Consider the following 14,224-nt stretch of genomic DNA (forward strand, 5'->3'; position numbering starts at 1 on the left):
AGAAAAGTCACGGCGGTGATTACGATCGATTGCCGTGTTGAGCATTGAAGCACGTATTTCTTACTTCACGTTTATTGCTTCACCAGTTGCCATATCAGGTTGTTTGTTCCCAGCGTTTGCTTGTCCCGCACACATTGCAGAATCACCCCTTCAACCTTTACCACCGCACCTTCGGAATAATTACGGTTTTCATACACACAGCAGCGCAGGCAGTTATTGTTCTGCTCGCGTACCGTCGTCGTCCCAGCGCCCCACACTTCCGGTGGAACGGGAACGACAATATCCGTTCCGCCGCGATTTGCCTGCGCCAGCGTGGGCAGCACCAGCATCACACTGGCGAAACATAAAGACACTAACGATTTCATTGCTTCTGCTCCTTCGCTTTTTTAGCCTGAGGTTTGCGCCGTTTTGAGGCCCCCGACGGCGGCGCAGAAAGCCCTTTGAACGCTCTCACCGCGCCATTTTGTTTCGCTTGCTGAATCAACTCCTGCAAGGAGTTCGTCAACGGTTGCATAAAATCCTGATAGCGGCATTTCTTCTCGCTAATCTGCGTCAACGTGGCTTCCCAATGTGCAGTCATATCAGGGTGCGCCGCACTGTCAGGCAGTGAGTGAATTAATGCTCGCCCTGCTTCACTCGCGTGAATATATCGAGCTTTCTTAAACAGAAATGTCCGCTTAAACAGTAATTCGATAATCCCCGCACGCGTCGCCTCTGTGCCTAAACCATCGGTCGCCCGCAGGATTTTCTTCAGTTCCTTATCCTGCACAAAGCGCGCGATACCCGTCATCGCCGATAACAACGTCGCATCGGTAAAAGGCCGCGGCGGTTGAGTTTGACGCTCAACGACCTCGCCACGTTCACACAGCAATTCATCGCCCTTTGCCACCACGGGTAACGGCATACCTTCGTTTTCTGCGTCCCGCTCTTTGCCACCCAACAAGGTACGCCAACCCGCCTCGGCGAGAAACCGTGCTTTGGCAATAAATTTGCCACCCGCAATATCCAATTCAATGACACATTTGCGAAACACAGCGTCCGGGCAGAACTGCATGATGTACTGCCGCGCGACTAACCCATACACCTTGCGTTCATTCTCCGTCAGCGACGCACTGGCACTACGTGCGGTGGGAATAATCGCGTGGTGAGCATCGACCTTACCATCGTCCCAGCAGCGGTTACGCCGATCGACATCCATAACCGGTTGTGGCAACAGGTCGGGCTGATGCACAGATATTGCATTCAAGACAGCATGACGCCCGGCAAAGTGCTCTTCTGGCAGATAGCGACTGTCAGAACGCGGATAAGTGATCAGCTTATGGGTTTCATACAATTTCTGACATACGTCCAGTACCTGCTGCGCGCTCAGTCCAAAACGCTTCGCCGCTTCAATCTGGAGCGTTGAGAGTGAATAAGGCAGCGGCGCAATTTCTGACTCCCGTTTGTCATTATAGCTGGTGACGAATGCGGGCTGGCCTTCGATACGTTTGACAACATGATCCGCCAAAGATCGATGCAGCAATCGCCCTTCTTCATCCTGATAAGGCTCGCACGACTCACTGGGTTGCCAGATAGCGACAAAACGCTCATCGGCTGGCGTCACGATATGGGCTTTAACTTCAAAATAGTCTTTGGAAACGAAGTTTTCTATCTCTTCATCTCGCCGCACCACCAGCCCCAGCACCGGTGTTTGCACGCGGCCAACCGACAATACGCCGTCATAACCCGCATTGCGCCCTAATATCGTATAAGCGCGGGTCATATTTATGCCATAGAGCCAATCTGCACGGGAACGCGCTAATGCTGAGACGCACAGGGGGATGAACTCTCTGTTCTCACGCAAACGGGAAACGGCACGCTCTACAGCCTGTGGGTTGAGATCGTTGATCAGACAACGACGTACCTGCTGACGCTTCTCTTCCGACAGAGAAAGATATTCCAGGACTTCATCGACCAACAGTTGTCCTTCACGATCGGGGTCTCCTGCATGAATCACTTCGCTGGCATCATTTAGGAGTTTTTTTATGGCACTCAACTGTTTGCTGACCGAGGGCCGCGGTTGTAACAGCCATTTTTGGGGAATGATAGGCAAGTCGGCGAGAGACCAACGAGCATAGCGCGCATCATAAACATCCGGCTGCGCCTGCTCCAGCAGATGCCCTACGCACCACGTCACGACATCATTTTGACCACAGGCAATAAAGCCATCGCCGCGCCGATGCGGTTTGGGTAACACGTCTGCAATAGCCCGTGCAAGACTGGGCTTTTCGGCAATAAAAAGTCGCATTATTCACCATCAAGCAGACTGGGCATTTCCCGCGTAACTCGCGGGAAAGCACACTGTAAAACGGGTAGGAAATCGATGTTATTCAAGAGATGGCGATCAGAAGTAGTGAACAAACGCGTCAGAATCAAGCGGCGTAACCGTAGTCGACGCTTTGAGCTGAGGTGTCCCCAGATAAAGGAAGCCTACAATTTCATCCTGTTCGCGACAATGGAATGCTTCACGTACCAGAGCGTTATGCGTCCACGCACCGCTGCGCCAGATGCCATTAAAGCCCTGTGCCAATGCCGCCATCTGCATCGCCTGAACCGCACAGCCTGCGGAAACAATTTGCTCCCAAAGTGGCACTTTCGGGTTCTCTTCACAATGTGCAACAACGGTGATAATCAGTGGTGCGCGATAAGGTGCCTGACGTGCTTTATCGATACCGGCCTCATCCAGACCTTCTTGCTGAGCTGCACGAGTCAGTACCGTACTAAAACGATCCAACCCGTCATTTTCGATCATAAAAAAGCGCCACGGCTGCATCGCACCATGATCCGGCGCACGCATACCTGCGTGGATAATGTTATTCAATGCGTCACCCGTCGGTGCTGGCGCGGTCAGGCGCGAGGCCGAACGACGATTCAATAGCAACTCAAGAGCATCCATCGCACATCTCCTGTCTGGCAATATAATTTCTGCGTACAACCGATTTCTCTGCAAGAAACGGTTATAGGGCAACGTTGCGCGCCACGTTAGCACAAGTAGAAGTTTTGTTACAAGATAGCCCCAACAGGGCGCGCCTCTACCGTGATTTAATGCTGACTTTTTACTGTCCGCTCATTAGGATACTATCACTCCTTGTGCTTCACCACTTGCAAGAAGGCGAGTTGAAGGACGTAGGGCACACGCTGTTTACCCGTTCATGGAGATATCATGCGCACATTGTGGCGAATTTTTAGCGGATTTTTTAAGTGGACATGGCGTCTACTTAATTTTATCAGAGAATTTATTCTCAATATTTTCCTTATCGCACTGATTTTAGTTGGCGTTGGGATCTACTCACAGGTAAAAACGACACCGGAAGAGGCCACGAAAGGGGCGTTGCTGGTCGATCTGACGGGCGTGGTGGTTGACCAACCCTCCGTTAATAACAAACTGCGTCAATTAGGGCGCGAGTTCTTCGGTGCATCGAATAATCGCCGTCAGGAAAACTCACTGTTTGATATCGTCGACAGCATTCGTCAGGCAAAAAGTGACGACAACATCACAGGGATCGTGCTGGATCTCAGCGATTTTACCGGTGCCGATCAACCTTCTATGCAGTATATCGGTAAGGCGCTACGCGAGTTTCGCGATAGCGGCAAACCTATTTATGCCGTCGGTGATAGCTACAATCAGTCTCAGTATTATTTGGCCAGTTTTGCCAATACGGTGTCATTGACGCCACAAGGCAGTGTGGATCTGCATGGTTTCGCGACCAACAATCTCTACTTCAAATCCATGCTCGACAAGCTGAAAGTGACCACCAATATCTTCCGTGTGGGAACCTATAAATCAGCCGTTGAGCCGTATCTGCGTGATGATATGTCCCCTGCGGCGCGCGATGCCGATGGTCGCTGGATTAACGCCCTGTGGCAGCAGTATTTAAATACCGTTTCCGCTAACCGTCAGATTACGCCTCAGCAACTGTTCCCAGGCGCAACCAACATTCTGGCGGGTTTGCAGGCCGTTCAGGGCGATACTGCACGCTATGCACTGGATAACAAACTGGTTGATGAAGTCGCTTCACGTTCTGTGACTGAGCAATCGTTGGTTAAAGTGTTCGGCTGGAATAACCAGAAGAACCACTTTAATTTCATCAGTATCTATGACTACGTCGTCAAACCGCCGGTGCAAAATAACAACCAGATCGCGGTTGTCTTTGCCAATGGCGCGATCATTGATGGACCGGAAACACCGGGGATGGTCGGTGGTGATACCACGGCAGCACAAATTCGTGCCGCACGCCTCGATCCTAAAGTCAAAGCGCTGGTGCTACGCGTCAATAGCCCCGGTGGGAGCGTCACTGCGTCGGAGCTGATTCGATCAGAATTGATGGCGCTCCGTCTGGCAGGTAAACCGATCGTGGTATCTATGGGCGGAATGGCGGCATCCGGCGGTTATTGGATTTCAACACCCGCGAACGCGATCATCTCCAGCGCCAGTACACTGACCGGCTCTATCGGTATTTTTGGCGTGATTACCACGTTCGAAGATTCTCTGGAAAGCCTTGGCGTCCACACGGACGGCGTTGCCACCTCTCCGCTGGCCGATCTGTCGATCACAAAATCATTGCCGCCTGAGTTCTCACAGATGATGCAGTTGAGTATCGAACGCGGTTATAAGAATTTCATCGATATCGTGGCGCAGGCACGTAAGAAAACGCCGGAGCAAATCGATCAGATCGCGCAAGGTCACGTCTGGGTCGGTAGCGATGCAAAAGAGAATGGTCTGGTCGATCAGATCGGCGATTTTGATGATGCCGTGAAGAAGGCCGCTGAGTTGGCTAAACTGGGACAATATCAATTGAACTGGTATGCCGAACAACCGAACCTGCTCGACACCATGCTGAATCAGGTGAACGCATCGGTCTACGCCTTGCTGCCTGTTGCTGTCCAGTCCATGTTGCCAGCACCGGTGGCGCAACTGGCGGAAGCCATGCGTTCTCAGCCGTCCATCATGAATAACCTGAACGATCCGCAGAACCGGTACGCATTTTGCCTCACCTGCGGAGAAGTCCGGTAAGGTTTACCATTACTAGCCCGGTAATAGTCATTACTTATGGTGATATTACCGGGCTCCTTTTCCCTTTATACTCTTGTTTTGATCCTGACTCACACCACCATGCGAAAGAAATCCATTTATGTCGCTTATACGGGCGGCACCATCGGCATGCAGCGTTCCGCCAATGGCTATGTCCCAGTATCGGGTCATTTACAGCAGCAACTGGCAAACATGCCTGAATTCCACCGCGAAGAAATGCCGTCGTTTACGATTCATGAATATGACCCGCTGATCGATTCGTCTGACATGACACCAGCGGACTGGCAATCCATCGCGGACGATATTCAAGCCCACTACGATGATTACGACGGTTTTGTGATTCTGCATGGTACAGACACCATGGCGTTCACCGCTTCTGCGCTCTCGTTTATGCTGGAAAATCTGGCTAAGCCGGTTATTGTGACAGGGTCACAAATACCGCTCGCGGAATTGCGCTCGGACGGCCAGACAAACCTATTGAACGCGCTATACGTGGCAGCTAACCATCCGATTAATGAAGTCGCCCTTTTCTTCAATAACAAACTATTGCGCGGCAATCGCACCACCAAAGCCCATGCCGACGGTTTTGATGCTTTTGCTTCCCCCAACTATCCACCACTGCTGGAAGCCGGTATCCATATTCGTCGGCTGGCTCCCACCGTGGAATGTAGAGACTGCCCACCGCTGAAAGTGCATCACATCACACCGCAACCTATCGGGGTGATTACGATTTATCCCGGTATTTCTGCCGATGTCATCAGTAATTTCCTTCGTCAGCCGGTGAAAGCACTAATCTTACGCTCCTACGGCGTCGGCAACGCACCGCAAAGCCCTGGGCTGCTGCGCGAATTACGTGAAGCTTCAGCGCGCGGCATTGTGGTCGTTAACCTGACTCAGTGTATTTCCGGACGTGTAAATATGGGCGGCTATGCAACAGGCAACGCGCTGGCGCATGCGGGAGTTATTAGTGGTTTTGACATGACCGTTGAAGCCGCATTGACCAAACTGCATTACTTACTGAGCCAGCAAGATTTAAGCGCCGATGACATTCGCCGTTTAATGCAGCAAAACCTGCATGGAGAATTGAGCGATAAAGATTAAGCAATCACGGAGTTAATAATGAAAAAAGCATTGCTATTAGTTGATTTACAAAATGATTTCTTCCCCGGCGGTGCGCTGACGGTTAACGAAAGTGATCAGGTCCTCGAGGTTGCCAATCGCGCCATTGAGGCCTGTGTAGCCGCAGGGATTACAGTGATTGCCAGCCAGGATTGGCACCCCGCTAACCACGGCTGCTTTGCGGTGAGTGAACAGGCTGTGGTAGGTGAAATCGGTGAGTTAAACGGATGGCCGCAAATCTGGTGGCCCGTCCACTGTGTGCAGAAGACAACGGGTGCCGATTTTCATCCAGCGCTTCAACTATCAGGCATTCAATGGATAGTACAAAAAGGTACGCAGCCTGACATAGATAGCTACAGCACTTTTTTCGATAACGGTCATCGCGTTAAAACTGAACTGGATGATTGGCTACGCGCTCACCACATTACTCATTTAACCATTCTGGGGCTGGCGACCGACTATTGCGTCAAGTTTAGCGTATGGGATGCTATCGCCTTGGGTTATCACACCGAGGTATTGGTGGATGGCTGTCGTGGTGTCAATCTTTCGCCCGACGACAGCGCATTGGCATTACAGGAAATGGTACAGCGTGGGGCAAGACTTATCGACATGACACAGTTCCTTGCGGAACTATCCTCCCATCACTAAAGCCACCAGCAACTAGCGGTAGCCTCTGAGACTACCGCTGACACTTACACCTCAGGCTTCAGCGTAACGATAGCGTCGGCACTGGTAAACTGCCGCTTCAGTTCTTGCTTGCTCTTCATCACTATTTCGCCATTAGTGCCAATTGTCATGTGCTCAGCCTGTTCGTTATGGCGGGCCTGCCACATCATCACCATTTGCAGGCAGTTTTCTTTCTGTTCAGCCGTCAACGCGACACCATCTGGCCATTTGCCCAGTTCTACCGCTGTAACTAACCGTTGGTAAATTTCTGGCGTCATGGCGTCGATCAGATCATTGAGTTCCATATCCGGTTTCTGCTCCGAGGAAGGTCAGATTTATTATTGCTGAATGCCTGTTATTGGCAGAGCCCACAACGGCTGAATCGTTTAAAGCTATTGTAATCTCTGGCTGCCACTACCATAGCGGTGGTAAACAGACTACCCGTCAACGCGTTCGCCATCAACGTCGTCGATAAAGCTCAGCGAAGCAGAATTCACGCAATAGCGCTCTCCCGTGGTTTTCGGGCCATCGGGGAAAACATGTCCCAGGTGCGCATCGCACTGCCCACAGCGGATCTCAATACGGCGCATGTTGTGTGAGTCATCTTCCAGATAGCGAATCGCTTCTGAGGACACCGGCTGATCGAAACTCGGCCAGCCACAGCCGGAATCATATTTACTGTCAGAATAAAACAGCGGAGCCTGACAGCACAGGCAGTGATAGGCGCCCGTGCGCTTGTTATGCAGCAATTTACCTGAAAACGCAGGCTCAGTACCGCGTTGCTGAGTGACATAGCGTTGCAGCTCTGTCAGTTCAGTATTATCGGACGAAGTAGGCGAAGCAGAGTCGTTAGTCATTGAAGTCTCGCTGCGGTGTTATTTATTCATTTAATCATTGATTATAACAAAAAATTAACAACCTAACAGGCCATTCTGGCTTAATATTAACAATGTTATTAGCATGAATATTTAATTGTGACATACATCACATATTGAAATGACATGGGCTTTATATGATGCATTCCGCCCCCATATCAGTCTTAGATGTTACTTAGTTACAGGCTCAAGCGGTTTTTGCACAAAGATTGGTCATAGGTTTGACTTACAGCAACTATTGACACGATTCCGCTTGACGCTCAGCAAGGTTTTTGTAATTTTACAACCAACCTTTTATTCACAAACCAATAGCTGGTGGAATATATGACTATCAAAGTAGGTATCAACGGTTTTGGCCGTATCGGCCGTATTGTTTTCCGCGCTGCGCAAGAGCGTTCTGACATTGAGATCGTTGCAATCAACGACCTGTTAGACGCTGAATACATGGCGTACATGCTGAAGTACGACTCAACTCATGGTCGTTTCAACGGCACCGTTGAAGTTAAAGATGGCCACCTGGTTGTTAACGGCAAAACCATTCGTGTTACCGCAGAGCGCGACCCTGCAAACCTGAAGTGGAACGAAGTCAACGTTGATGTTGTTGCTGAAGCAACTGGCCTGTTCCTGACTGACGAAACTGCGCGTAAACACATCGCTGCAGGCGCGAAGAAAGTCGTTCTGACTGGTCCATCTAAAGATGACACCCCAATGTTCGTTATGGGTGTAAACCACAAAACTTACGCAGGTCAGGAAATCGTTTCTAACGCTTCTTGTACCACTAACTGCTTGGCTCCACTGGCAAAAGTTATCAACGACAACTTCGGTATCGTTGAAGCACTGATGACCACCGTTCACGCTACCACTGCAACGCAGAAAACCGTTGATGGCCCGTCTCACAAAGACTGGCGCGGCGGCCGTGGCGCATCTCAGAACATCATCCCATCTTCTACTGGTGCAGCTAAAGCAGTAGGTAAAGTGATCCCTGAGCTGAACGGTAAACTGACGGGTATGGCGTTCCGCGTTCCTACCCCGAACGTGTCTGTTGTTGACCTGACTGCACGTCTGGAAAAACCAGCGTCTTACAAAGAAATTTGTGCAGCAATCAAAGCCGCTTCTGAAGGCGAGCTGAAAGGCGTTCTGGGTTACACCGAAGACGAAGTAGTTTCTACCGATTTCAACGGTGAAAAACTGACTTCCGTGTTTGATGCTAAAGCTGGTATCGCACTGAGCGACAACTTTGTGAAACTGGTTTCTTGGTACGACAACGAAACAGGTTACTCAAACAAGGTTCTGGATCTGATTGCTCACATTTCTAAATAAGCGTCAGCGATGATTCTGTGAAAAAAGGGCGACGTGATGTCGCCCTTTTTTATTGTTTATTGCAGATTTCTTTTACAACGAAAAACAATCAAAAAAAGGTTCTATCATGCATAACACAATTTTCTCACTCCCCGTCACGAAGCAAATTAGCACCACCCTCAGCGAGCGTCAGTTGGACCAATTACCCGTCATCGTCGTCGAACATCCTGAAGTTCGTGCCGCTATCGCATTACAAGGCGCACACCTGCTCAGTTGGCAGCCGACGAATGAAGAACCCGTACTTTGGCTGAGCGACAATACGCCTTTTACTCAGCACGTTGCCATTCGCGGTGGCGTCCCGATCTGTTTCCCTTGGTTTGGCCCTTTCGCCGAGCCTAACCACGGTTTTGCTCGTCTGCTGCCGTGGGAATTTACCGCCCACAGCGAAGATGAGCACGGTGTGCAACTCACGTTCACGCTGCGCGATAATGAGGAAACACGTAAGAGCTGGCCACATGAATTCACGCTCATCGCTCGCTTCAAGCTGGGTAAAGAGTGCGGTATTGAGCTGGAAGCACACGGTGATTACAGCATTACCAGCGCGCTGCACACCTACTTCCAGATCGGCGACATCAGCGACATTCGTATTGCTGGCCTGGGTGAGTCATTCATTGATAAAGTGGATCAAGGCAAGCTGGCGACGCAGCAAGGCGACCTGGTCTTTACCGGCCGTGCAGATCGTATCTATACCCAACCGCAGAACACCAGCGTGGTACATGATGCGGTACTGAAACGCACCATCGAAGTGCACCATTCGCACCATAGCGATGTGGTGTCATGGAACCCCGGCGCAGAACTTTCTCGGACGATTAGCGATATGCCGGATGAGGGATATAAAACGTTCGTGTGCGTGGAAACCGCGCGAATTAACCAACCTTTTGTCGCGTCAGCCAACGCTCCGGCTCGTCTGGCGACGGTTATCCGCATCAAGAAATAACCCCCGTTGTACCGTGTATGGCGACGCTGTTCGCCATACACTTTCTTCTAAATCCTTCCGTCACACCACATCCAGATGCTGTTTGCGCGTTGGGGCAGGAAAAGCCTGATCTAACTGCGCGATATTCTCCACAGACAACAACACGTCCAGCGCTTTGGCATTTTCCTGAACATGCTTGATAGCACTTGCTTTCGGAATCGCGATCACACCTGGCTGACGAATGGTCCATGCCAATAAAAGCTGTGCTGGCGTGATGCTATGTTCGCGCGCAATACGGTTCACCACCGGGTGAGAAAATAACCCATCGCGCAAGCGCCCAGCTTGTGCCAGCGGACAATACGCCATCACGGGAAGTTGCTGTTGCTGACACCATGGCAACAAATCAAACTCAATACCGCGTGATGCCACATGGTAAAGCACCTGATTAGTCATGCAGTGCTGCCCGCCATCTAGCGACCACAACTCCCGCATATCCTCAAGGTCAAGATTGGATACGCCCCACTGCCCGATTTTTCCTGCCTGCTGCAACCGTTCCATCGCCGCAATCGTATCAACTAACGGGATGCCACCGCGCCAATGCAGCAGATACAAATCAATACGCTCCGTTTGCAGTCGCTTCAGGCTGCGTTCACACGCCTGTATCGCTTTTTCGCCTCCCGCATTGTGCGGGTAGACTTTCGATACCAGATAAACGCTATCGCGACGGCCACGTATCGCCTCCCCGACGACATCTTCCGCCCTACCTTCTGCGTACATTTCAGCCGTATCAATCAACGTTAATCCAAGATCGATGCCCGATTGCAGTGCGGTAACTTCCTGCGCTTTCATTCGGGCATCTTCGCCCATGTACCACGTTCCCTGACCGATTGCCGGTACGCGGGTATCATCTGGAAAACGAATCGCTTTTGTCATGCATCCCTCCCTTGGTTGACGCCAACGTAACATGGCATTCGGTGCACTATAAATGTGCAAATGGGGTGATATCACCCCATTATTGTACGGCAGTTGCACCATGCTAACGAAAAGCATCAGAAACGATAGCTAACGCCTGCGCTCATTAAGATGCTGTGGTTACTATCGACGATAGGGCTGTCTTTCATTTCTTCAGACAAGCGCGTGTAACGACCAACCGCCCAAGCGCTCCAGCTTTGGTTAATCTGATAACCTGCGCTCAGCTCAAGATACGGAGCCCAGCCATTACTCGGGCTGTACTGGTTAAAGCCTGAACGCGAAGATTCTTGCGCACTCACGCCGTAATAATACTGGTTCATATTTTCACTAAACCAGGTCGCACCGATACCGGGAGTGATGCTCAGGTCGCCCATAGAGAACCGATAAAGATAGGCGGTATCCCACGCGAAGCCGTTGCTGTAACCCAGCGTATCGCCTGCCAGTACGGTACGAATCTCACCCCAATCGGCGGTATGACGGTAAGCTGCGCCGGCCATCAACGTACCGCGGCGTTTGTCCAACTGCTTCATACGTTGATCGTCACTATCTCCCGGTTTAAAGCCTAAAGGAAGGTAATAGGCCGTTAAAGAGAAACGATTTACGCCGTCATTCCACAGGTAATATCCACCACCCAGTCCGCGGAAATAAAAACTTTCACTTTCATAATTCAGTACAGGAAGTGGATAAACGTCATTATCAACACCACGGTACACGGACGTTGAACCCACAGCGCCAAGGCCCAGAGAGACATCTGCGGCGTAGGCTGAAGGCAGGACCACAGCACCAGAAATCAGCGCGGCCAGCATACATAGTTGAGGTTTTTTCACAGTTTTCTATTTCCTATTACAGATAAATATCATGGAACATGATAGGCCAATTACACACGTTCGCGTTCAGGTTATATAAAAATAACATTAACGAATAACCTATATATTCGATAGGTTTTACGTGCGCTAACGTCGGTAATAGGCAGTGTTCTTAAGGCTGAGAGCCTATTAACGACAATGTTACACGGATTTTCCTGAAAGTGAGTCCTTGAAATATCTTAAAAATACGCCAGTGGACTAGAGGAAATTTTACGGATGCAAACTACGCTTTAATACAGAAGGTGACGTCTTCCTGACCAGCAGGTATGAATAAAATTACGACGCCCTGACGCGACAAGTTGGCATAAGGGTTGCTGGACTCAAAAGACTTCTTCTTTCGGAGGGCAATACATTAATAGGCATATATTCCACACGCTCTCTTAATCTGTGCTAATCGACGAAGGACGGGCATCGCTATGAACATATTTGATCACTACCGCCAGCGCTACGACGCTGCCAAGGACGAAGAGTTCACTCTGCAGGAATTCCTTACCATCTGTCAGCAGGATCGCACCGCTTATGCGAACGCGGCTGAACGATTGTTAACGGCTATCGGTGAGCCTGTAATGGTGGATACCGCCCAAGAATCACGAATGTCGCGCCTATTCTCTAACCGGGTGATTGCTCGCTACCCTGCTTTTGAAGAATTTTACGGTATGGAAGAGGCTATCGAACAGATTGTCTCTTACCTGAAGCATGCCGCGCAGGGATTGGAAGAGAAGAAACAGATTCTGTATCTATTGGGACCGGTTGGTGGCGGGAAATCCTCTCTGGCTGAACGCCTGAAAGCGCTGATGCAGCGCGTGCCCATTTACATCCTCAGCGCCAACGGCGAGCGTAGCCCGGTAAATGACCATCCGCTCTGCCTGTTCAACCCGCAGGAAGATGCCGCAATACTCGAAAAAGAGTATACGATCCCGCGGCGCTATCTCGGCACAATCATGTCACCGTGGGCGGCCAAACGCCTGCAGGATTTCGGTGGCGACATTTCTAAATTCAGAGTCGTCAAAGTGTGGCCATCCATTCTGGCACAAATCGGGATCGCGAAAACCGAACCGGGCGATGAAAACAACCAGGATATTTCAGCGCTGGTCGGTAAAGTCGATATCCGCAAACTGGAACATTTTGCCCAGAATGATCCTGATGCCTACGGTTACTCCGGTGCATTGTGCCGCGCGAACCAAGGCATTATGGAGTTCGTCGAGATGTTCAAAGCCCCCATCAAGGTGCTTCATCCGCTGCTGACCGCCACACAGGAAGGCAACTATAACGGGACGGAAGGCATTGCTGCCCTGCCGTTCAACGGGATTATTTTAGCGCACTCCAACGAATCCGAGTGGGTACAGTTCCGTAACAACAAGAACAATGAAGCGTTCCTCGACCGCGTGTATATCGTGAAGGTGCCGTACTGCCTGCGCGTATCCGAAGAGGTCAAAATTTACGACAAACTGTTGGATCACAGCGAACTGACACATGCGCCTTGCGCCCCCGGTACGCTGGAAACGCTGGCCCGCTTCTCTATTTTGTCGCGTCTGAAAGATCCTGAAAATTCCAGCATCTACTCCAAGATGCGGGTTTACGATGGGGAAAGCCTGAAAGATACCGATCCAAAGGCTAAATCCTATCAAGAATATCGGGACTACGCGGGCGTGGATGAAGGGATGAATGGTCTGTCGACCCGTTTCGCCTTTAAGATTCTGTCACGCGTCTTCAACTTCGATCACAGCGAAGTCGCCGCCAACCCGGTACACCTATTCTACGTACTGGAACAGCAGATCGAACGCGAGCAGTTTCCGCAGGAGCTGGCAGAGAAGTATCTGGAGCACCTGAAAGGCTATCTGACGCCGAAGTACGCCGAATTTATCGGTAAAGAGATCCAGACTGCCTATCTCGAATCCTATTCCGAATACGGGCAGAATATTTTTGACCGTTATGTTACCTACGCGGATTTCTGGATCCAAGATCAGGAGTACCGTGACCCCGATACTGGCCAGTTGTTTGACCGTGAATCATTGAACGCCGAGCTGGAAAAAATCGAGAAGCCTGCGGGCATCAGTAATCCTAAAGACTTCCGTAACGAGATTGTCAACTTCGTCCTACGCGCCCGCGCCAGCAATAGCGGCAGGAACCCAAACTGGACCAGTTACGAGAAACTGCGCACGGTTATCGAGAAGAAGATGTTCTCCAACACGGAAGAGCTGTTGCCTGTGATTTCGTTTAATACCAAAACCTCAACGGATGAACAGAAAAAACATGATGACTTCGTCGATCGCATGATGGAGAAAGGCTATACCCGGAAACAGGTGCGTTTGCTGTGCGAATGGTATCTGCGGGTGAGGAAATCATCATAATGACGCACGATGCTGGCAACAGCGTTTGG

The 14,224-nt window shown here is 50.6% G+C and carries 13 protein-coding genes; 6 read left to right on the forward strand and 7 right to left on the reverse strand.

Going from position 1 to position 14,224, the window contains the following annotated elements; genetic code table 11:
- Positions 1 to 71: 71 nt before the first annotated feature.
- The 3 genes from A8F97_RS07290 to A8F97_RS07300 all read right to left on the reverse strand — a co-directional run bounded on the left by A8F97_RS07290 (position 72) and on the right by A8F97_RS07300 (position 2,935).
- Positions 72 to 365, reverse strand: coding sequence for a YnjH family protein (locus A8F97_RS07290; protein ID WP_015730447.1), 294 nt, complete (start codon positions 363 to 365; stop codon positions 72 to 74).
- Positions 362 to 2,287, reverse strand: a complete 1,926-nt coding sequence (locus A8F97_RS07295) for a DNA topoisomerase III (protein ID WP_014699893.1) — start codon at positions 2,285 to 2,287, stop codon at positions 362 to 364. Before A8F97_RS07295 ends, A8F97_RS07290 begins: the two co-directional genes overlap by 4 nt.
- 96 nt (positions 2,288 to 2,383) lie before the next feature.
- The gene (locus A8F97_RS07300; protein WP_033071484.1) at positions 2,384 to 2,935 is read right to left on the reverse strand and encodes an NAD(P)H nitroreductase; all 552 of its coding nucleotides are present in this window, start codon (positions 2,933 to 2,935) and stop codon (positions 2,384 to 2,386) included.
- Between the two features lie 267 nt (positions 2,936 to 3,202).
- Here A8F97_RS07300 and sppA point away from each other — a divergent pair, with 267 nt between their 5' ends.
- The 3 genes from sppA to pncA all read left to right on the forward strand — a co-directional run bounded on the left by sppA (position 3,203) and on the right by pncA (position 6,838).
- A complete protein-coding gene (gene sppA / locus A8F97_RS07305; RefSeq protein ID WP_014699891.1) occupies positions 3,203 to 5,053 on the forward strand; it encodes a signal peptide peptidase SppA in 1,851 nt (616 codons plus the stop codon).
- 99 nt (positions 5,054 to 5,152) lie between these two features.
- Entirely contained in the window at positions 5,153 to 6,172 is a 1,020-nt protein-coding gene (gene ansA / locus A8F97_RS07310; RefSeq protein WP_025919059.1) for an asparaginase, read from the forward strand.
- Positions 6,173 to 6,190: 18 nt separating this feature from the next.
- Entirely contained in the window at positions 6,191 to 6,838 is a 648-nt protein-coding gene (gene pncA, locus A8F97_RS07315) for a bifunctional nicotinamidase/pyrazinamidase (RefSeq protein WP_014699889.1), read from the forward strand.
- Between the two features lie 44 nt (positions 6,839 to 6,882).
- On the opposite strand, the gene A8F97_RS07320 is transcribed toward pncA, so the two are convergent.
- Together A8F97_RS07320 and msrB are read right to left on the reverse strand one after the other, a co-directional pair.
- Entirely contained in the window at positions 6,883 to 7,161 is a 279-nt protein-coding gene (locus A8F97_RS07320) for a YeaC family protein (protein WP_014699888.1), read from the reverse strand.
- Between the two features lie 132 nt (positions 7,162 to 7,293).
- Positions 7,294 to 7,713 carry a peptide-methionine (R)-S-oxide reductase MsrB gene (gene msrB, locus A8F97_RS07325; protein ID WP_014699887.1) on the reverse strand — a complete coding sequence of 140 codons (420 nt, stop codon included), beginning with the start codon at positions 7,711 to 7,713 and terminating at the stop codon, positions 7,294 to 7,296.
- Between the two features lie 342 nt (positions 7,714 to 8,055).
- Here msrB and gapA point away from each other — a divergent pair, with 342 nt between their 5' ends.
- Together gapA and A8F97_RS07335 are read left to right on the forward strand one after the other, a co-directional pair.
- Positions 8,056 to 9,051, forward strand: a complete 996-nt coding sequence (gene gapA / locus A8F97_RS07330; protein ID WP_014699886.1) for a glyceraldehyde-3-phosphate dehydrogenase — start codon at positions 8,056 to 8,058, stop codon at positions 9,049 to 9,051.
- Between the two features lie 106 nt (positions 9,052 to 9,157).
- Positions 9,158 to 10,027, forward strand: coding sequence for a D-hexose-6-phosphate mutarotase (locus A8F97_RS07335; protein WP_014699885.1), 870 nt, complete (start codon positions 9,158 to 9,160; stop codon positions 10,025 to 10,027).
- A 60-nt stretch (positions 10,028 to 10,087) separates the two neighbouring features.
- Here the strand turns inward: A8F97_RS07335 and A8F97_RS07340 are convergent, their stop codons facing one another.
- Both A8F97_RS07340 and A8F97_RS07345 read right to left on the reverse strand, forming a co-directional pair.
- Positions 10,088 to 10,939 (reverse strand): aldo/keto reductase, encoded by an 852-nt coding sequence (locus A8F97_RS07340; protein ID WP_033071483.1) that lies wholly within the window; start codon positions 10,937 to 10,939, stop codon positions 10,088 to 10,090.
- Between the two features lie 116 nt (positions 10,940 to 11,055).
- Entirely contained in the window at positions 11,056 to 11,805 is a 750-nt protein-coding gene (locus A8F97_RS07345; protein ID WP_033071482.1) for a MipA/OmpV family protein, read from the reverse strand.
- 455 nt (positions 11,806 to 12,260) lie between these two features.
- Here A8F97_RS07345 and yeaG point away from each other — a divergent pair, with 455 nt between their 5' ends.
- Positions 12,261 to 14,195: a protein kinase YeaG gene (gene yeaG / locus A8F97_RS07350; RefSeq protein ID WP_014699882.1), complete on the forward strand. Its 1,935-nt coding sequence runs from the start codon at positions 12,261 to 12,263 to the stop codon at positions 14,193 to 14,195.
- The last annotated feature ends 29 nt before the right edge of the window (positions 14,196 to 14,224 follow it).

Source organism: Pectobacterium parmentieri (genome assembly GCF_001742145.1).
Lineage (GTDB): Bacteria > Pseudomonadota > Gammaproteobacteria > Enterobacterales > Enterobacteriaceae > Pectobacterium > Pectobacterium parmentieri.

Bases quoted from the DNA above. Each gene is read 5' to 3' on its own strand.
- A8F97_RS07335 (WP_014699885.1), top strand. From the start codon at position 9,158: ATGCATAACACAATTTTCTCACTCCCCGTCACGAAGCAAATTAGCACC.
- pncA (WP_014699889.1), top strand. From the start codon at position 6,191: ATGAAAAAAGCATTGCTATTAGTTGATTTACAAAATGATTTCTTCCCC.
- ansA (WP_025919059.1), top strand. From the start codon at position 5,153: ATGCGAAAGAAATCCATTTATGTCGCTTATACGGGCGGCACCATCGGC.
- A8F97_RS07320 (WP_014699888.1), bottom strand. From the start codon at position 7,161: ATGGAACTCAATGATCTGATCGACGCCATGACGCCAGAAATTTACCAA.
- yeaG (WP_014699882.1), top strand. From the start codon at position 12,261: ATGAACATATTTGATCACTACCGCCAGCGCTACGACGCTGCCAAGGAC.
- A8F97_RS07340 (WP_033071483.1), bottom strand. From the start codon at position 10,939: ATGACAAAAGCGATTCGTTTTCCAGATGATACCCGCGTACCGGCAATC.
- A8F97_RS07300 (WP_033071484.1), bottom strand. From the start codon at position 2,935: ATGGATGCTCTTGAGTTGCTATTGAATCGTCGTTCGGCCTCGCGCCTG.
- A8F97_RS07295 (WP_014699893.1), bottom strand. From the start codon at position 2,287: ATGCGACTTTTTATTGCCGAAAAGCCCAGTCTTGCACGGGCTATTGCA.
- msrB (WP_014699887.1), bottom strand. From the start codon at position 7,713: ATGACTAACGACTCTGCTTCGCCTACTTCGTCCGATAATACTGAACTG.
- gapA (WP_014699886.1), top strand. From the start codon at position 8,056: ATGACTATCAAAGTAGGTATCAACGGTTTTGGCCGTATCGGCCGTATT.
- A8F97_RS07290 (WP_015730447.1), bottom strand. From the start codon at position 365: ATGAAATCGTTAGTGTCTTTATGTTTCGCCAGTGTGATGCTGGTGCTG.
- sppA (WP_014699891.1), top strand. From the start codon at position 3,203: ATGCGCACATTGTGGCGAATTTTTAGCGGATTTTTTAAGTGGACATGG.